This is a genomic window from Salinimicrobium sp. TIG7-5_MAKvit (assembly GCF_049569215.1).
Lineage (GTDB): Bacteria > Bacteroidota > Bacteroidia > Flavobacteriales > Flavobacteriaceae > Salinimicrobium > Salinimicrobium profundisediminis.
Map to the genome: position 1 here is coordinate 105,229 of NZ_CP145903.1, position 18,551 is coordinate 123,779.

The 18,551-nt window shown below is 41.3% G+C and carries 22 protein-coding genes and 1 tRNA gene; 14 read left to right on the plus strand and 9 right to left on the minus strand.

The window, feature by feature from the left end; translation table 11 throughout:
* Positions 1 to 304: 304 nt before the first annotated feature.
* Positions 305 to 2,284, plus strand: coding sequence for a PAS domain S-box protein (locus V5739_RS00495; RefSeq protein WP_423819219.1), 1,980 nt, complete (start codon positions 305 to 307; stop codon positions 2,282 to 2,284).
* Between the two features lie 134 nt (positions 2,285 to 2,418).
* Here the strand turns inward: V5739_RS00495 and V5739_RS00500 are convergent.
* The 6 genes from V5739_RS00500 to V5739_RS00525 form a co-directional block, all read right to left on the minus strand.
* Positions 2,419 to 2,493 (minus strand) — tRNA-Pro (locus V5739_RS00500).
* 202 nt (positions 2,494 to 2,695) lie between these two features.
* Positions 2,696 to 3,145, minus strand: a complete 450-nt coding sequence (locus V5739_RS00505) for a DoxX family protein (protein WP_423819220.1) — start codon at positions 3,143 to 3,145, stop codon at positions 2,696 to 2,698.
* An 85-nt stretch (positions 3,146 to 3,230) separates the two neighbouring features.
* Complete coding sequence (locus tag V5739_RS00510; protein WP_423819221.1) at positions 3,231 to 3,800, minus strand: YceI family protein; 570 nt, start codon at positions 3,798 to 3,800, stop codon at positions 3,231 to 3,233.
* A 57-nt stretch (positions 3,801 to 3,857) separates the two neighbouring features.
* The gene (locus V5739_RS00515; RefSeq protein ID WP_423819222.1) at positions 3,858 to 4,490 is read right to left on the minus strand and encodes a DsbA family oxidoreductase; all 633 of its coding nucleotides are present in this window, start codon (positions 4,488 to 4,490) and stop codon (positions 3,858 to 3,860) included.
* A gap of 2 nt (positions 4,491 to 4,492) precedes the next feature.
* Complete coding sequence (locus V5739_RS00520; protein ID WP_423819223.1) at positions 4,493 to 4,984, minus strand: hypothetical protein; 492 nt, start codon at positions 4,982 to 4,984, stop codon at positions 4,493 to 4,495.
* A 37-nt stretch (positions 4,985 to 5,021) separates the two neighbouring features.
* A complete protein-coding gene (locus tag V5739_RS00525) occupies positions 5,022 to 5,549 on the minus strand; it encodes a YceI family protein (protein ID WP_266071103.1) in 528 nt (175 codons plus the stop codon).
* 252 nt (positions 5,550 to 5,801) lie between these two features.
* Between V5739_RS00525 and V5739_RS00530 the strand changes: the two genes are divergently transcribed.
* Together V5739_RS00530 and V5739_RS00535 are read left to right on the plus strand one after the other, a co-directional pair.
* A complete protein-coding gene (locus tag V5739_RS00530; RefSeq protein WP_423820424.1) occupies positions 5,802 to 6,056 on the plus strand; it encodes a DUF6364 family protein in 255 nt (84 codons plus the stop codon).
* Positions 6,056 to 6,478 (plus strand): type II toxin-antitoxin system VapC family toxin, encoded by a 423-nt coding sequence (locus V5739_RS00535; RefSeq protein WP_423819224.1) that lies wholly within the window; start codon positions 6,056 to 6,058, stop codon positions 6,476 to 6,478. Before V5739_RS00530 ends, V5739_RS00535 begins: the two co-directional genes overlap by 1 nt.
* A gap of 153 nt (positions 6,479 to 6,631) precedes the next feature.
* Here V5739_RS00535 and V5739_RS00540 read toward each other — a convergent pair whose 3' ends face one another.
* The 3 genes from V5739_RS00540 to V5739_RS00550 form a co-directional block, all read right to left on the minus strand.
* Positions 6,632 to 7,213 (minus strand): Crp/Fnr family transcriptional regulator, encoded by a 582-nt coding sequence (locus tag V5739_RS00540; protein WP_423819225.1) that lies wholly within the window; start codon positions 7,211 to 7,213, stop codon positions 6,632 to 6,634.
* A gap of 176 nt (positions 7,214 to 7,389) precedes the next feature.
* Positions 7,390 to 7,689, minus strand: a complete 300-nt coding sequence (locus tag V5739_RS00545; protein ID WP_266071099.1) for a HigA family addiction module antitoxin — start codon at positions 7,687 to 7,689, stop codon at positions 7,390 to 7,392.
* A 12-nt stretch (positions 7,690 to 7,701) separates the two neighbouring features.
* Positions 7,702 to 7,983, minus strand: coding sequence for a type II toxin-antitoxin system RelE/ParE family toxin (locus V5739_RS00550; RefSeq protein WP_423819226.1), 282 nt, complete (start codon positions 7,981 to 7,983; stop codon positions 7,702 to 7,704).
* 229 nt (positions 7,984 to 8,212) lie between these two features.
* Here V5739_RS00550 and V5739_RS00555 point away from each other — a divergent pair, with 229 nt between their 5' ends.
* The 11 genes from V5739_RS00555 to dapB all read left to right on the plus strand — a co-directional run bounded on the left by V5739_RS00555 (position 8,213) and on the right by dapB (position 18,514).
* Positions 8,213 to 9,391: a PQQ-dependent sugar dehydrogenase gene (locus tag V5739_RS00555; protein ID WP_423819227.1), complete on the plus strand. Its 1,179-nt coding sequence runs from the start codon at positions 8,213 to 8,215 to the stop codon at positions 9,389 to 9,391.
* Positions 9,391 to 9,825, plus strand: a complete 435-nt coding sequence (locus V5739_RS00560) for a c-type cytochrome (RefSeq protein ID WP_423819228.1) — start codon at positions 9,391 to 9,393, stop codon at positions 9,823 to 9,825. The genes V5739_RS00555 and V5739_RS00560 overlap by 1 nt, the downstream gene beginning before the upstream one ends.
* A 49-nt stretch (positions 9,826 to 9,874) precedes the next feature.
* Positions 9,875 to 10,483, plus strand: a complete 609-nt coding sequence (gene udk / locus V5739_RS00565; RefSeq protein WP_345598809.1) for a uridine kinase — start codon at positions 9,875 to 9,877, stop codon at positions 10,481 to 10,483.
* An 18-nt stretch (positions 10,484 to 10,501) separates the two neighbouring features.
* A complete protein-coding gene (locus V5739_RS00570; RefSeq protein WP_266071094.1) occupies positions 10,502 to 10,819 on the plus strand; it encodes an FtsB family cell division protein in 318 nt (105 codons plus the stop codon).
* Between the two features lie 41 nt (positions 10,820 to 10,860).
* Positions 10,861 to 12,252: a methylmalonyl-CoA mutase subunit beta gene (locus tag V5739_RS00575; protein WP_423819229.1), complete on the plus strand. Its 1,392-nt coding sequence runs from the start codon at positions 10,861 to 10,863 to the stop codon at positions 12,250 to 12,252.
* A gap of 3 nt (positions 12,253 to 12,255) precedes the next feature.
* Positions 12,256 to 14,340 carry a methylmalonyl-CoA mutase gene (scpA, locus tag V5739_RS00580; protein ID WP_423819230.1) on the plus strand — a complete coding sequence of 695 codons (2,085 nt, stop codon included), beginning with the start codon at positions 12,256 to 12,258 and terminating at the stop codon, positions 14,338 to 14,340.
* 171 nt (positions 14,341 to 14,511) lie between these two features.
* Positions 14,512 to 15,393 carry an SDR family oxidoreductase gene (locus tag V5739_RS00585; protein WP_423819231.1) on the plus strand — a complete coding sequence of 294 codons (882 nt, stop codon included), beginning with the start codon at positions 14,512 to 14,514 and terminating at the stop codon, positions 15,391 to 15,393.
* A gap of 172 nt (positions 15,394 to 15,565) precedes the next feature.
* Complete coding sequence (locus V5739_RS00590) at positions 15,566 to 16,330, plus strand: ParA family protein (RefSeq protein ID WP_266071008.1); 765 nt, start codon at positions 15,566 to 15,568, stop codon at positions 16,328 to 16,330.
* A 6-nt stretch (positions 16,331 to 16,336) separates the two neighbouring features.
* Positions 16,337 to 17,242, plus strand: coding sequence for a ParB/RepB/Spo0J family partition protein (locus tag V5739_RS00595; RefSeq protein WP_423819232.1), 906 nt, complete (start codon positions 16,337 to 16,339; stop codon positions 17,240 to 17,242).
* Positions 17,238 to 17,816: a DUF5683 domain-containing protein gene (locus tag V5739_RS00600; protein ID WP_345599856.1), complete on the plus strand. Its 579-nt coding sequence runs from the start codon at positions 17,238 to 17,240 to the stop codon at positions 17,814 to 17,816. The genes V5739_RS00595 and V5739_RS00600 overlap by 5 nt, the downstream gene beginning before the upstream one ends.
* Complete coding sequence (gene dapB, locus V5739_RS00605) at positions 17,816 to 18,514, plus strand: 4-hydroxy-tetrahydrodipicolinate reductase (protein WP_423819233.1); 699 nt, start codon at positions 17,816 to 17,818, stop codon at positions 18,512 to 18,514. Before V5739_RS00600 ends, dapB begins: the two co-directional genes overlap by 1 nt.
* Positions 18,515 to 18,551 lie beyond the last annotated feature (37 nt).

Below are 18,551 nucleotides of genomic sequence, written 5' to 3' on the forward strand. Positions count from 1 at the left end.
AACAATGAAGGAATCATTTTATACAGAAATAATCTTAATCAGTATAACTTTTACAAATAAATTCATCAACCTGTAAACTAACAATTTAAATCCCTAACCAGTACATGAAAAATCGATATCAGGTACTATAAACCCGATGACATTCCTCTATTGTAAGTTTTTAATTTATTTTTGTAGTACATATTTGTATTATATAAAAAGCTCCAAAAAGATAAAGAGGATGAATTCATAAAAAAATGAGAGATAAAGCAAATCTGGAATTTGAATAATTAGTAAGAAAGAACCCGGATATTTAAAGTTGCCCTTGAACCCTACACCCCCACTAAAAAAAGAAAAATGGAACGTCTACAAGATTCTTCTACAGAACGAAGACTTGTTTGATGCCGTTCAAAATAACGCCCTACAAGGTTATATCCTTTTTCACCCCTCTGCTCCAGAAGAAAAATGGATTAGCCCCAAATTATTGCAAACATTAGATCTGCGCGACAAACCAGATGAGATCCTTAATTGGAATAAAATTATTGCCCCTGAAGATTTGAATATCTTTAGTAAACTTCAGGATCTTCAGAATTACGCAAAGGGTGAATTTAAAGGAGTCTTAAGATTGAGACACTTCAAGGGGTACATTCTAACAATGGACTTTTTTTCTTATCTAACCAAAGATGAAAAAGGTGAAGACTTAATTTTAGTGGCATTCCGCAGAAAGAATTTTTCTTCCGAAGAAATTTCCGAATTACAGCTGATAAAAGAAAGAGGTGAAAATGATCGAATAAACAGGCAGGTTTTTGAAGGTAGTTTTAAAAATGCTGCTATTGGAATGGCCTTATTAGATCCCACAGGACGATGGATCGAGGCCAACGAAAGGCTTTGCCAGATAGTAGGTTATAATCCTGAAGAGCTTCAACAGCTAACATTTCAGGATATTACCCATCCCGATGATCTAGAAGCTGACCTGTCTCTTCTAAACGAGCTTGTAGAAGGGAAACGGGAATTTTACCAGATGGAAAAAAGGTACTTCCATAAAAATGGCAATCTCGTTTATATCATCCTTTCTGTTTCTCTTGTACGTGATTCCACGGGACAACCACTATACTTTATTTCACAAATGACCGACGCCACAGCGCTAAAAGAAACCCAAAAAGAATTGGGAAAAGCCTTAAGTGACTTAGAGAATATACTGGAAGCAAGTTCACAGGTTAGTATTATTGGATTTGACAGAAACGGTATTATATCTTCCTTCAACAAGGGCGCAGAAAATTTATTAAAGTTTACAAGAGAAGAGGTAATAGGGAAATTACCTTATGCCGCATTACACCTTGAGCAGGAAATTCAGGAAAGGAGAAATGAACTGCTAAATTTCCCTGATGAAAATCCCGGACTTACAGATATCCTGAAGTTCCTCGCAGATCATGGGCTACCTCATACGAGAGAGTGGAGCTTTAAAGCTAAGGGCGGAAAAGAAATGCCTGTACAGGTGACAATTACTCCTATAGAAAAAGATCATCAAATAACCGGCTATCTCTCTGTTGCCACAGATATTAAGGAGCTAAAAAGAGCTCAAAAAGAAATCTCTTCCATTCTTCATATTACGCAAGAACAGAATAGCCGATTAAAAAATTTCGCCAATATTGTTTCTCACAACCTGAGAAACCATTCAGCAAACTTTAAAAATTTGATGAACTTATATCTTGAAGAAATTCCGCAACATGGCGAAAATGAGATTGTACAGATGCTGCTGATGGCATCGGGGCAATTAGAAGATACGATTTATGATCTAGAGAAGATAGTTACTTCAAATAAGTCAACGCATGAAGACCTGGAGTGTCTCAATCTCAATAATGCAGTTGAAAAAGTTATAAAATCTGTTCACTCTCTTCTTGCCGATACAGAAACAGTTATTTTCAATTACATCCCCAAAAATCTGGAAGTAATGGCTTTACCTGCTTATCTCGACAGTATAATTCTCAACCTGACTACAAATGCCATTAAGTACAGAGAAACCGGAAGAAAATCTTATATCAATTTTTCCGCCTTACAGGATCCTGAAAAAGTGGTTATAAAAGTTGAAGACAATGGTGTAGGAATAGACATGAATAAATTCGGCGATAAAATTTTTGGGATGTACAAAACCTTTCACGGGAATGAGGACGCAAGAGGCATAGGCCTTTTTATTACAAAAAATCAGGTAGAAACCATGGGCGGAAGAATTTCAGTTTCCAGCGTCCCAGGAGAGGGCACAGTGTTTGAAATAACTTTAAAAAGAGGTGATAAAATTGGAGGGTAACAAGTCCAGGTAAGAAACTTTACTGTCCAGGCAAAACCTATTACCTGTTTTTTTCTTTAAAGTTTCTTTACTGAGTAGATGTCAAAAACTAGGTCCAACAAAAAGCCCCACACTTTCGTGCAGGGCTTTTTTCGTCGGGGTGGCAGGATTCGAACCTGCGGCCTCCTGCTCCCAAAGCAGGCGCGATAACCGGGCTACGCTACACCCCGAGATCAGCTAATGCTGATAACCTACATTAACCTGTAAGCGGCTGCAAATATAAAAAAGAAGTTGGCATTGAAACCCTATTCCTGCTCTTTTTTCAAAATTTTCTGAAGTGAGCGTATTTTCAGGGGTTTTCCACCAGTTGTTGTTTTTCAAGAAAAATCCGGTCACTCCCGGAAAACCTTCTGAAAATTACCTTTTAAAGCATTACTTTAAAGAATTCTTCGGCTGCTGTTTCTCCACATTTCTTATCAGGAAAGCATCAACAGAAAATTTGCCTGCCCCCAATATAAGTAACGCCAGGTACGTCAATAAATAATGCAGCCCCAGTTCCTGATTTGTAAAAGGATCATTTGCGTGTATCACAAAAACTGCTATGAGCATGGTAATAATTAAAGGGATTGTAGCAAACCTGGTTGCAAGCCCTAGTATTAGTAGAATGGAACAGAAAAACTCGGCAAATACCGCAAGAATTAGTAAAAGTGTGGGGTTCATACCCATGACACCGGGAAATTGCACCTCTCCTCCTGCCATTAACATTTCGAGCTTTGGCAAGCCGTGAACCAGCATCATTGACCCAACGCCAATTCTTAGCATCAACAACACCACATCTACCTGGGTGTTTGTATAGTTTCTATTGAAAAATGTATGCAGCATATTCTATTTGTTTAAAAGGAGCCGGAAACCAGAAATGTTTTGTAGGGGAAACATATTGAAGGCCCCGGCACCAAAAATATTATTTTTAAGCTTTCTTAAATTCAGCGTCAACGTCTATTACCACCTTGTCACTCAATACTGCTTCAGGAAAATCGGGTCCCAGGTTAAAATCAGATCTTTTTACCTCACCGCTTATGGCAAAACCTGAAATTAAATTCCTTTTTTGATCTTTAACAGTACCGCGGTGCCAAACATCAAGCGTTACGGGCCTTGTCACTCCATGAAAAGTAAGATCACCTGTCACTTTGTATTTACCTTCGCCAACTTTTTCTGAAGAAGTGCTTACAAATGTCATTTTTGGATACTTTTCAGCATCAAAGAAATCGGCGTTTCTAAGGTGGTTGTCCCTCATCTCCACCCCGGTGTCTATAGAAGGAACCTCTATCTCAACAGTGTATTTTGCATCGCTAAAATCTTCTTCGGAAGCTTCAATTGTAGCATCAAATTCATTGAAAAGGCCTTCAACTTCCGAAATTGTCATGTGCGTAATTCCGAAGGAAACCTGTGAGTGTGCCTTATCGGCTTTCCAGGTGGTCTGAGCAAAAACGCCCGTGCTTAAAAAAGCAAAAGTTAATAAAGAAAGTAAATTTTTCATTTGTGTAGAGTTTTTAATTAAAGTTTAAATTTTTGGATTATTGATAATTGTTAATCGTTAATTGTTCATTGCTTTCTGAAGTGTTTTCAAAAAAGCTTCGGTAGGTTGCGCGCCCGAGATTGCATAGCGATCATCAAACACAAAGAATGGAACTCCGCGCACGCCAATATTCCGCGCTTCCAGTTCATCCTGTTTTACTTCGTATTCATAGTCGTCAGACTCCAGCATGGCTCTAACTTCGGCCTCATTCATTCCTATTGAAGCAGCTGTGGCCACCAAAACTTCAGTATCATCTATATTCTTTGACGCTTCAAAATGGGCTTTAAATAGTGCTTCTTCTATTTCATCACCCAAATCTTTCGATTTTGCCATCTGGATGAGTTTATGGGCTTTGAAAGAATTAGCCAACACCGAATCTTCAAGATGAAAATCAAGTCCTACTTCTTTTGCCATTTGGGTAGCACCGCTCAACATTTGCCGCGCCTGTTCTTTGGTCACGCCTTTGGTTTCCACAAAATAATCGAGCGTATTGATGTCTGTCCTGGTTTGAAGGCCTGGATCCAACTGAAAGCTCTTCCAGGTGACCTTCACCTTGTCTTTATGCTGAAACTTTTCCAGCGCAGCTTCAAATTTTCTCTTTCCTATATAACAGAAAGGACATCTTACGTCTGACCATATTTTCACTTCCATAACTATTGAATTTGTTGATAACCGGCAGCTTCAAAAAACTCCTGCACATATTGATTTGCTTCTGAATTCCTTCCAAAAATGCGGAATTCTGCACCTTCTATTTCCAGCTCCACCACTCTTGAATGTGGCAGCAATTCCTGGAAACAAAGCTTCTCATGCTCTGAAGTCTCTACAGGTTGATGAGAAACTACCACTACGGTTTTTTGGGTCGAAACCTGCTTAATTCTATCAAAAAGAACAGGTTCAATCTCTTCGGGCCTGGTAAAAGCGATCATATCGGCTTCCCAGCAACCTTCTTTCTCACAAGAGCTAAATTCTACTTCGGTAGCATTTTGCAGTTCGCCCAGTTGAGCTTTGACATCCAGAACAACCTCTTCATTGCGGGAGATAAACAGCAGGCGCAAGTCCTGCTGTACCGCCGCCTTTGCAAGAGCAGGGCAAAATTTACCAATGTCTCCTATAATTGCTACAGTTTTCTTCACCATCTTCTTCATTTTTTTAGCTCTGCCCGCTCTTTAACTTTGAATTAAATTAAGCTTCTTTTACGAACTGAACTTCAACATTTATTTTTATCTGGTCACCTAACACCACGTTCCCTGCTTCGGTAACAGCATGGTAAGTTAAACCGAATTCCTTTCGGCTAATTTTTCCCGATACTGTAAGTCCGGCTTTGGTTTGCCCGTAAGGATCTACCACCTGTCCGCCATATTCCACGTCCAGAACAACATTTTTAGTGACATCTTTTATAGTAAGCTGGCCTTCAACCGTATCTTTGTTCACGTCAAAGCTTTCAGCCTTAAAAACAAGGTAAGGATGTTTTTCAACATCAAAGAAATCGCCAGATCTTAGGTGCTCATCCCTTTGTTCGTTACTGGTGTCTATAGATTTAACATCAGCCTTGAATTCAACATTGTTAACTTTTTTGAATTCATCGCCCTCACTTTCGGCGCCACCTTCAAAAACTTTGAATTTTCCTGTAACTGTAGAAATCATTAAGTGCTTTACCTTAAAAGTTACTTCACTGTGTGTTGGGTCGATGTTCCATTTTGTACTCGCCATATCTTTTGTTTTAAATTATTAATTATTTTACAGGACAAATTTAGGGGCGAATAAGGCTGTAGCCAATGACCTATGATAATAAATGAACGTGATCTATGTCACAGTTTTCTGCGGAAGGACTCATCTTCAAACCAGTATCCAATTGAGTTTAAAAAACAGTTTGCCACGAGCTTCAAAAAACGTGTAATAAATTAAAAATATACACGTACATAAGAATTCTTTGTATATTTATGTTATTCAAAAACGAAGATGATGAACACAAAGCTGACCCTGACAATTGAACAGGAAGTAATTAAAAGAGCAAAAGAATATGCGAAAGATAAAAATCGCAGCTTGTCCGACATTATTGAAAATTATTTGAAGACTCTGACTAAAGAAGAAAGAACAGAAAGAGATAAAAAACTAAATCCGGTTGTAAAATCTTTAAAAGGTTCCTTTAAAATGCCTAAAAAAGATATGGATTATAAGAAAGAACTAAGGAACAGGTTAGAGGAAAAATATTCATAATGGATAAAGTTCTTGTTGACACAGATGTGATATTGGATTTCTTTTTTGATCGAGAACCATTTGCAGAGTTTGCAACGGAAATTTTCAATTTATGCGAAGAGAACAAACTAAAAGGATTCACAACTCCGGTTATAATTTGTAACGTATATTATTTGCTAAGAAAATCAGCCAAGCACGAAATCATAATTGAGAAAATAAAGCAACTTTTAAATATAATTGATATTATAAAAATGGATAAAGAAGCTGTTTTAGGAGCTTTAAATTCCAATTTCAAGGATTTTGAAGATGCCTTACAAAACTTCTCAGCTATCGAGAATGGAGAAATAAAAATAATATTAACTCGAAATATAAAAGATTTTAAAAAGAGTAAACTCGCCATTTTAACTCCTGAAACATATTTAAAGGGAAGAGCCAGTGGCTAAGAATGGATGCTAATAAAAATGCTTTTTTGAGAACTATTTTTCTACATTTATTTCCATAAGAAAGAATTCGTTACACCCGACAAGTGGAACTTCCCTACTCGCCACTTTCGTTAACCGCGACGGCGTCAAAAATGACATTTTTGAAGAGTATTTTTATGAACCGGAAGTAATCTGGCTGCGAATACGACTCAGCGTTTCGCGTGTCACCCCAAGGTATGAGGCAATCATGTGAAGTGGCACCCGCTGAATAACATCGGGGAATTGCTTCAGCATTTTTTGGTAGCGCTCCTCGGCCGTGGTACTAAAAGTTCCCATGAGGCGGCGTTGGGTAGCAATCAGGTTATTCTGGATAAGAATCCGGAAGTAGCGTTCAAAAGCCGGAACTTCATCAAGCAATTGATCCCAGGATGCCTTGGTGATAAGCAAAAGCTCACTGTCTTCTAAGGCCTCAATATTATATTCTGAAGCCTCGCCGGTAAGAAAACTATAAAGATCTCCGCTCCACCAGCCTTCAAGCGCAAACTGCAAAATGTGCTCGTTCCCTTTTTCATCTATGGTGAAACTTCTAAGCAGCCCTTTTTCTACAAAGATGGTGTAAATACAGGCATCTCCATCTTCCAGGATGAAGCGTTTTTTCCGAAGTTTTTTGGGTTGAAATAAGGTTTTAGCATACTCGAATTCCTCTTCACTCACGGTGATAGTATCATTGACTTTTTTTTGTAAAAATTCAAACATGGCAAAGCGAAAATATGGGCTAAAGATAGATATAATTTCTGAAGCTTTATGCGCTACTCATCACCTGCTCCTATGATAGAATAAGCGTATAAAATGCCATTTTTGACACTTCCTTTGTTAAGTATATAAATTCCTCCAAATCTAACTTCAAAATCCCCGATTTAAACAGCACAGAGTTAGGCTGGGTTATTTTCCAAAGGCTTTATATTACTCAACTCTTCCTGCTTTAAAAATTTTTCTTCTTCCAGATCATAATCATCCTGTAAGCCTAACCAAAACTTTGCAGTTGTCCCAAAATATTTTGAGAGCCGAAGCGCCGTATCGGCAGTTATTCTTCTTTTCTTTTTAATGATCTCGCTAATTCGGGTTTGAGGAATAAAAGTTTCTTTGGAAAGTCTATAAGCTGAAATCTCCATCGGGTCTAAAAATTCTTCTTTTAAAATTTCTCCGGGATGTATGTTTTCTAATTTTATCATATTCCTTTCTTTTTAATGGTAATCAATAATTTGAACTTCAAATGCACTGTCATTCATCCATTTGAATATTATTCTCCATTGCTTATTAATTCTAATGCTATAAAAACCTTCCAGATTTCCACTCAGTTTTTCTAAATGGTTCGCTGGTGGAATTCTCAAGTCATTTATGTTTTGAGCGTTATTTATCATTCTTAATTTTCTTCGAGCCACGTTTTGAAAATTAGCAGGAAGCTTTCTTGACTGGGTGCCATGCCAAATCTTGTTAGCTTCCTTATCTGCAAATGATTTTATCACAATTAATATTGTTATACGATACTAACGCCAAAGATAAGTAAAAAAGAAAAGATATGCATGATAAAAACCTTGCTCTTTAACTACTTCTACCAGGCTTTTCTCCCCTCTCAAAAAGGGCATATTGGGCTGCTCTTTTTTCGTCATTATGCTCATTTCCAATCTTCATGTTTTTCTTGTTATCTTTGAAGTTCCCTTTTACGGGACGTGCAACCAACAGAAAACTCTTAAGATGAAAAGACTATTTATTCTTAGCCTCGCCCTTAGCCTTGTTAGCTGCGGTGAAAACAATGGTAAAACTGAAGATCCCAACCAGGTGACAGACAATGATACTATTGTTCAAAATTCTCCTGTCACCATTCCTGAAGAAGAACTCACTACGGCCGAATACGAATATGAAGTAGTTGTCCCCGATCTTGAGATTGCATGGGGTATGGACTTCCTGCCCGATGGCAGCATCCTTATCACCGAAAAGAATGGGGACCTTATCTTAATTAAAGACGGACAAAAGCAACAGGTACAGGGCGCACCCGAAGTTTATAACCGCGGCCAGGGCGGATTTCTGGATGTAGCCGTTGGCCCGAATTATGAAAGCGATGGCTGGATCTATTTCACCTATGCTTCCGAAGAAGGTGAAGGCGAAGGTGGCAATACGGCATTAATGCGTGCAAAACTGGAGAACAACCAGTTAACCAGCAAAGAAGTTTTATATAAAGCAACTCCCAACTCTACCCGTGGTCAACATTTTGGCTCCCGAATCTCTTTTGACGGGCAGGGGCATTTGTTCTTTAGCGTTGGAGACCGCGGCGATCGCGACGTAAACCCGCAGGACCTTACCCGTGACGGCGGAAAAGTTTACAGGCTTAACCTTGATGGCAGCATTCCGCAGGATAATCCTTTTGTAGGACAGGAAGAAGCCGTTAAAGCCGTTTACTCTTACGGTCACAGGAATCCGCAGGGAATGATCTACAATGAAAGCACAGGCGAGATTTGGGTTCATGAACACGGCCCACAGGGAGGTGACGAAATTAATGTAGTAAAAAAAGGTGCTAATTACGGCTGGCCACTGGTAAGCTACGGAATTAACTATGACGGCACTTCCTTTACCGATGAAACTTCGGGGCCAGATTTTGAAGATCCGCTTTATTACTGGGTTCCTTCTATTGCACCAAGCGGCTTTGTACATGTAACTTCAAACAAATATCCCGAACTTCAGGGAGACCTTTTGGTGGGCTCTCTAAAGTTTCAGTACGTGGAGCATTTAACGCTTGACGGAAAAACCGTGATCGCCCGTGAGAAAATTCTTGAGCAAATTGGCAGGGTTCGCGATGTGGTGCAATCTCCCGATGGTGACCTGTATGTTTCAGTAGAAGGAAAAGGTATTGTTAGAATTATTCCGAAGCAACAGTAATGAAGAAACTCTTAACGGCCTGCCTGCTGGTAGTTTTATGCGGATGCAGGAATTCTTCTGAAGAAAAAACTGAAGAAACTGCCCGGGTAGAATTCTCTCCCGAAATGAAAGAGAGCATTTCGCGTGGCGCCCAGGTGTACAACAACTTTTGTGCTTCCTGCCATCTTTCGGGTGGTGAAGGTATAAAAGCTGTTTTTCCACCGCTTCAGAATTCAAACTGGATTAAAGAAAAGCAGGAAGAATCTATACACGCCATTAAATTTGGCCTGCGCGGCCCTATTAAAGTCAATGGTGAAAAATACAACAATCTTATGCCCGCTTTGGGCTTAAGCGACCGCGAAATTGCCGATGTGATGAACTACATTAACAATTCCTGGGGCAACAGCGTAAGTAACGAGGTGACCGAAGAAGAAGTAGCCGCTATAAAAAAATAAACCATATTTATTAAATCGGTAAATAATTACCTTTGCCGAAAATTAAAATATGTTGATCATTGGAATTGCCGGAGGTACCGGGAGCGGAAAAACTACTGTTGTAAACCAGATTATCGAGGAGCTCAAAAATGAAGAAGTAGATGTAATCTCTCAGGATTCCTACTACCAGGATACCAGTCACCTCACTTACGAGCAGCGTACCAAGATCAATTTTGATCATCCTAAATCTATAGATTTTGACCTGCTGGTCTCTCATCTTAAAGATTTAAAAGCAGGCAAAAACATTCAGCAGCCTGTTTATTCTTTCAAGCAGCACAACCGCACGGGAGAAACCATTACCATAGAACCCCGAAAGGTGATCATCGTTGAAGGGATCCTCATCCTCACCCACCCCGACATTCGGGAGATGTTTGACATCAAGATCTATGTGCATGCCGACAGTGATGAGCGCCTTATTCGCCGTCTTAAGCGCGACATTGCCGAGAGGGGCCGTGACCTGGAAGAGGTTTTGAGCAGGTACCAAACCACGCTTAAGCCTATGCACCAGCAGTTCATAGAACCTACCAAAGAGTTTGCAGATATCATTATCCCCACAAATCGCTACAACACAGTAGCTGTTGATATTGTGCAAACAATCATACGCCAACGTTTACTGTAATTTTGTATATTTCGGGTTATGAAGCTAAAAGACATCCGCAACAATAGATGGGTACGCATCTTCGCCAACAAATATACGCTGGTGCTGGCTGCTTTTTGCTTCTGGATGCTTTTTCTGGACAGTAACTCCTGGTTGATTCACCATGAACTCGACCTTGAGATCGATGACCTGAAAAAGAACAAGAACTATTACCTCAATGAGATCTCACGCGACAAAGCCATAATGGATAATCTTAACGACTCCCTCGAACTTGAAAAATTTGCCAGGCAGGAATATTTCATGAAGAGGGAAAATGAAGAGATCTTTATCATTGAGTATAAGGAAGCAGTAGATTAGGTGCCAAAAATGTCATTTTAGGACCCTTTAATTTTATGGAAATGAGAGAGAATTTGTTCAATGAGTTTGAAGAAGTATCGGCCAAACAGTGGAAACAAAAGATACAGTATGACCTCAAAGGTGCCGATTATAATGAAACGCTGGTATGGAAATCTCTGGACGGCATCAATATTAAACCTTTTTACCATGCTGAAGAATCGCCCGAACCTGCACAGCTTAACAGCCCGTTAAACTGGCATGTTACAGAACAGATCTATGTCTCTTCTGCTGAAAAAGCCAATAAAAAAGCACACGAATCCCTTCGGAAAGGCGCCGAAAGCATCTGGTTTATCCTGCCTTCAGAAGAGATAGCGCTAAAAGAGCTTTTTGAAGGCCTGGATCCTGAAGTTCCCATATACCTGAAGCCTGAATTTGCTTCCGAAGAATTTTTCTTAAAACTGGATGAGCAGGTTAAACCGGGATCAAATGTTTTTTTTCAGTTTGATATTATAGGAAATCTTGCCCGCAGCGGCAACTGGTACAAAAATCAGCAGGAAGACCACAAGATACTTGATGTTCTGCTCCAAAAATGTCAAAATTTAAGATCATTTATTTCAGTTGACCTCGGACTTTACCAGAATGCCGGTGCTACCATTCCGCAGCAACTTGCTTATGCTTTGGCACATGTTAACGAATACTTTAACCACATACGTGACAAACCTGAAGTGTCAAAAAAGGCAAAATTCCAGTTCCTTGTTTCGGTAGGGCCAAATTACTTTTTTGAGATTGCCAAAATAAGGGCGCTGCGCCTTTTATTTTCAACCCTTAGCAGCGAATATGGTTTTGATACAAGCTGCGACATACTTTCACAGCCCACCCGCCGCAACAAAACTTTATACGATTATAATGTAAACCTGCTGCGCACCACTACAGAATGTATGAGCGCAGTGCTGGGCGGCTCCAATAGCGTTTGCAATATGGCCTATGACGCCATTTACCATAAAAACAACAACTTCGGAAGCCGCATAGCCCGAAACCAGTTACTGATACTTAAGCACGAAAGCTACTTTGAGAAAGTGGCCAATCCTGCTGAAGGCAGCTACTATATTGAAACCCTTACCCACGAAATGGCCGATAAGGCTTTAGATATATTCAAAAATATTGAAAATGGCGGTGGCTTTGTTACTCAGTTAAAAGAAGGAATTATTCAGAAGAAAATTTCTGAAAGTGCAGCCAACGAGCAGCAGGCTTTTGATGAAGAAAAGCTGGTACTGGTGGGAACCAATAAATATCCAAATCTACAGGACAGGATGAAAAACGAGCTGGAGTTGTATCCTTTTGTGAAGCAAAAGCCGCGAAAGACACTGCTACAGCCGGTGATAGAAAAACGTTTATCAGAAAAAACCGAACAGGAAAGACTACAAAAGGAAGAAAGTACTAACGGCGAAAAATAAGATATGAGCAGAAAGGATCTTCAGCATTTAAAGCTGAAAAATATCGAAAAAGATTCCAAAAGACCCGAAAACACTTGTGAATACAAGGATCTGCCTCATCTCAATTTTGCTGCGGGAATTCCGCCATACCTGCGTGGGCCTTACAGCACCATGTATGTAATGCGGCCCTGGACCATTCGGCAGTACGCCGGGTTCTCAACCGCCGAAGAAAGTAACGCCTTTTACCGCCGCAACCTCGCTGCGGGTCAAAAAGGGCTTTCTGTAGCCTTCGATCTTCCTACCCACCGCGGTTACGACAGTGACCACGAAAGAGTGGTGGGAGATGTGGGGAAAGCAGGGGTTGCCATAGACTCGGTAGAAGACATGAAGGTGCTCTTTGACCAGATTCCGCTAGACCAGATGTCGGTTTCCATGACCATGAACGGGGCGGTGCTTCCCATTCTCGCGTTCTACATCGTGGCTGCCGAGGAACAGGGCGTAAAACCTGCACTGCTTTCAGGAACCATTCAAAATGACATTTTAAAGGAGTTTATGGTAAGAAATACTTACATCTACCCTCCTACTCCTTCGATGAAGATCATTTCTGATATCTTTGAGTATACCTCGAAGAATATGCCCCGCTTCAACAGCATTAGTATCTCGGGGTACCACATGCAGGAAGCAGGTGCTACCAGCGAGATTGAACTGGCCTACACTTTAGCCGACGGACTCGAATACATCCGCAAAGGTCTTGAAGCCGGAATGGATATAGACAGTTTTGCTCCGCGTTTGTCCTTCTTCTGGGCCATAGGTTTAGATCATTTTACCGAGATCGCCAAGATGCGTGCAGCAAGAATGCTGTGGGCAAAACTGGTAAAACAGTTTAACCCGAAGAACGAAAAATCCCTTGCGCTTAGAACCCACAGCCAAACCAGCGGCTGGAGTTTGACCGAGCAGGATCCTTTCAACAACGTGGCACGTACCTCTATAGAAGCCGCAGCTGCTGCTTTTGGTGGCACCCAGAGTTTGCACACCAATGCCCTTGATGAGGCTATCGCCCTACCCACAGATTTTTCTGCCAGGATTGCCAGGAACACCCAGCTGCACCTGCAGCAGGAAACCCAGATCACCCGGACTGTAGACCCATGGGCAGGTAGTTATTATGTAGAAGAACTCACAGATAAAATAGCTCATAAGGCCTGGGAACTCATCCAGGAGGTCGAAGAATTGGGCGGTATGACCAAAGCCATCGAAGCGGGAATTCCGAAACTACGCATTGAAGAGGCCGCAGCCATTAAGCAGGCAAGGATTGACAGTAGCCAGGATATTATTGTGGGGGTAAATAAATACCGCAGGGACAAAGAAGATCCTATTGTTACCCTTGAAGTAGACAACCAGTCAGTAAGAAGGCAGCAAATTGAGCGGCTGAACCAACTGAAAGCCGAAAGAAACAATGAAGAAGTAAAACAAGCCCTTCAAAAACTTACCGAAGCAGCAAGATCGGGGCAGGAAAACCTACTGGCGCTGGCCGTAGATGCCTCCCGAAAACGCGCTACCCTTGGGGAGATAAGCGATGCTTTAGAAGAAGTTTACGGCAGGTACAAAGCACAGATAAAATCATTTAGTGGAGTGTATTCAAAAGAGATAAAAGACGATGCTTCTTTTAAAAAAGCGAGAGAAATGGCCGACAGGTTCGCGGAACAGGAAGGCCGTCGCCCAAGGATCATGGTGGCCAAAATGGGACAGGATGGTCATGACCGTGGCGCCAAAGTGGTATCTACAGGTTATGCCGATGTTGGTTTTGATGTAGACATAGGACCACTATTCCAGACCCCGGCAGAAGCTGCAAAGCAAGCCGTAGAAAACGACGTGCACATTTTAGGAGTTTCTTCTCTGGCTGCAGGACACAAAACACTGGTGCCACAGGTGATTGAAGAACTCAGGAAATACGGCAGAGAAGATATTATGGTGATTGTTGGAGGGGTGATCCCTTCACAGGACTACCAGTTCCTCTTTGACGCAGGTGCCGTAGCCGTTTTTGGCCCCGGTACAAAGATCAGTGAAGCAGCGATAAAACTTCTGGAAATCCTTATTGACGAGCCTAGTTAAGGTTTAAGGTTTAAGGTTTAAGGTTTAAGGAAGTTCTCTGGAAAATTATAACATTAAAAAGAGACATGAAAAAGTTGTCAACAATCTCCATACTAACTACTCAATACTAACTCCTCAATACTAACTACTCAATACTAACTACTCAATACTAACTACTAACTACCAACCACTATGGATTACACTCAAAAAATGCTCCGGGACGACGCGCTTAAAGGAAAAGTAATAGTCGTTACCGGCGGTGGCAGCGGCCTTGGAAAAGCGATGACAAAGTATTTTCTTGAACTGGGAGCAAAAGTAGCGATCACTTCGAGAAACCTGGAAAAACTGCACGGTACCGCTAAAGAGCTTGAAGAGCAAACCGGGGGCGAATGTTTGCCGGTACAGTGTGATGTAAGACATTACGAGCAGGTTGAAAACATGCTGCAACAAACAGTAGAAAAATTTGGTTCTGTAGATATTTTGCTGAACAACGCTGCCGGAAACTTTATTTCTCCCACAGAACGTTTAAGTGCCAATGCCTTTGACACCATTATTGACATAGTTTTAAAAGGCAGCAAGAACTGTACTTTAGCTTTTGGAAAACATTGGATCGACAAAGGTGAAAAGAATAAAACGGTATTAAATATTGTCACCACTTATGCCTGGACAGGCTCTGCTTATGTAGTGCCAAGTGCCACAGCAAAAGCCGGAGTGCTTGCAATGACCCGCTCGCTTGCCGTAGAATGGGCGAAATACGGCATAAGAATGAATGCCATTGCACCCGGACCTTTTCCAACCAAAGGCGCCTGGGACAGGCTACTTCCGGGAGACCTGAAGGAGAAGTTTGACCTGGCAAAAAAAGTGCCGCTAAAGCGGGTTGGAGAACATCAGGAACTGGCGAATCTGGCTGCCTATCTGGTTTCCGATTTTTCAGCTTATGTAAATGGAGAAGTGATCACCATTGATGGCGGCGAATGGCTTAAAGGAGCCGGACAATTCAATCTTCTGGAAGCAATTCCGGAGGAAATGTGGGATATGCTGGAGCAAATGATCAAGGCCAAAAAGAACAACTAAACTTTGGCTTCTTCCGAAGAAACCATTAAGAACAATTAACAGGATGAACCCTTTAAAATGCTATTTTTGAAGGGTTTTTTCTTTACAGGCTATGCTAAAAACCTGTTAACAATTTACCTTTCGTAAACCTATAATAAATTGTATTTTTACCCTTTAAATCCAAAATAACTGAATGGGTAAGATCATTGCCGTTGCAAATCAAAAAGGAGGTGTAGGTAAAACTACAACTTCAGTAAACCTGGCGGCATCTCTCGGGGTGCTTGAAAAAAAAGTTTTGCTCATCGATGCCGATCCGCAGGCGAATGCCACATCGGGTCTGGGAATAGATGTTGAATCGGTCGAGTTAGGAACTTACCAGTTGCTGGAGCACTCTATTAAGGCTGAAGAAGCCATTATGAAAACTGAGTCCCCAAACCTCGACATCATCCCGGCACATATTGACCTGGTGGCCATAGAGATTGAGCTTGTTGACCAGGAAGAGCGGGAGTACATGCTGAAAAAGGCTATTGGACACCTTAGGGAACAATACGATTATGTGATCATTGACTGTGCGCCATCTTTGGGTCTGCTCACACTTAATGCCCTCACAGCAGCCGATTCGGTAATTATTCCTATTCAGTGTGAATATTTTGCTTTGGAAGGTCTTGGGAAACTTCTCAACACTATTAAAAGTGTTCAGAAAATACACAACGTAAAACTGGATATTGAAGGCCTACTGCTTACCATGTACGACTCCCGCCTACGGTTGTCTAACCAGGTGGTTGAAGAAGTACAAAAGCATTTTGACGAAATGGTGTTCAAAACAATCATTCAGCGAAATGTGCGTTTAAGTGAAGCCCCCAGTTATGGAGAGAGCATTATAAACTATGATGCCGGTAGTAAAGGTGCAAGTAACTATCTTAGTCTTGCACATGAAATTATAAAGAAAAACTCATAGGAGCAGATGGCGAAGGCGACAAAGAAACAAGCTTTGGGAAGAGGACTTTCAGCATTACTGAAAGATCCGCAAAATGATATAAAGTCGGCAGAAGATAAGAATGCAGATAAGCTGGTTGGGCATATTGTAGAGCTTGACCTTGATGCTATTGAAGTAAACCCTTTTCAGCCAAGAACAAGTTTCAATGAAGAGTCGCTGCGCGAACTCGCTTCTTCGATACGGGAATTAGGAGTTATTCAGCCTATTACGGTTAGAAAACTCGATTATAACCAGTATCAACTCGTTTCGGGAGAAAGACGTTTTAGAGCGTCAAAACTGGTAGGCCTGCAAACCATTCCTGCCTATATTCGTATTGCCAACGACCAGGAATCACTGGAAATGGCTCTTGTAGAGAACATTCAGCGGCAGGACCTTGATCCTATTGAGATTTCATTGTCTTACCAAAGACTTATTGATGAAATAAACCTTACCCAGGAACAATTAAGTGACCGAATTGGTAAAAACAGATCTACTATTGCCAATTACCTGAGGTTGCTAAAATTAGATCCAATTGTGCAGACGGGGATGCGCGACGGCTTTTTAAGCATGGGGCATGGCCGCGCCCTTATTAATATTGAAGATCAACAGGTGCAGTTGGAGATCTATGAAAAAATTCTTGCCAACTCTCTTTCGGTGCGGGAAACTGAAAAGTTGGTTAGAAACCTTCAGGAAGGAAAGCCTGAAGTTAAAACAGCCACTTCCACCTCGAATATTTCCCGGGATGTAAAGAAAAGCATCAAAGAATTTTCAGAAAAACTGGGGGCCAAGGTTGATGTTAAGGTGTCAAAAAAGGGAAATGGAAAGCTTATTATTCCTTTTACTTCCGAAGAAGATCTCAATCGCATTAAAAAGATCATTCAGGGTGAAGATTAAAAATCTCATAGCGTTCTTTGTCACCTGTTTTTTTTTCCTGCAAGCCTCGGCACAGGAAGATTCCCTGCTGGTAGACCCGCAGCTGGTGATTGAAGAACCTGCCTACAAACCTTATGACCCACTCTCTCCTGCCCGTGCTGCATTCTATTCGGCAGTACTTCCAGGATTGGGCCAGGCATATAATGGGAAATACTGGAAAATTCCAATAGTCTATACTGCTCTTGGAGTGGGTATTTACTTCTATTTTGAAAATGACCGGCAGTATGATCGCTACCGCAGCGCCTACAAAAGCAGGCTCGCCGGAAATACCAATGATGAATTCTACGACGAGAACGGAGAACCCCGGGTATCGACAGACGGACTTATTGATGCTCAACGTTTTTACCAGCGCAACAAAGAGGTTTCTATAATGGTTACCTTGGGGCTCTATGCATTAAATATTATTGATGCCAACGTTGATGCCCATCTGCAACAATTCAATGTAAGTGAAGATTTGTCACTTAAGCCAAATGTGGATTACGATCAATTTACCGGAACCACAGGATATGGCCTTACATTAAACTACAATTTTTGATGAAAATAGCTTTACTGGGTTACGGAAAAATGGGTAAGACCATTGAAAGACTAGCTGTAGAACGTGGCCATGAAATAGTACTAAAAGTTGATAATGATATTGATAACGCCGATCTTAGCCAGGCCGATGTTGCCATAGATTTTAGCGTTCCCGATGCTGCATTTAAGAACATCACCGCCTGTTTTGAAAAACACGTCCCGGTGGTTTCGGGAACTACGGGATGGCTTAAAAGATATGACGAAGCTGTAGAGATTTGCAAAAAACAAGAGGCCGCTTTTATTTATGCTTCCAATTACAGCCTGGGCGTGAATCTTTTTTTTGAACTCAACAGGAACCTGGCGAAACTCATGCAGAGGTTTTCGGAATACAACGTGGCGATAGAGGAAATTCACCACACCCAGAAACTGGATGCGCCAAGTGGCACGGCAATCACTCTGGCCGAGCAGATCATGGATAATTCAGATAAAACCGGATGGCAACTGGAAAGTGCCCGGGAGAACGAAATTCCTGTAACAGCCAAAAGGATAGAAAATGTTCCCGGCACCCATACAATCTCCTACAATTCGGAGGTTGACACCATTAAAATAGAACATGTAGCCCATTCCCGTGATGGTTTTGCCCTTGGTGCCATCATAGCAGCCGAGTGGCTTCAGCATAAAAAGGGAGTTTTCAGCATGAAAGACGTGCTGGGCTTGTAACAGAATCGTACTACGGCAGACCAATAAATAAACTACG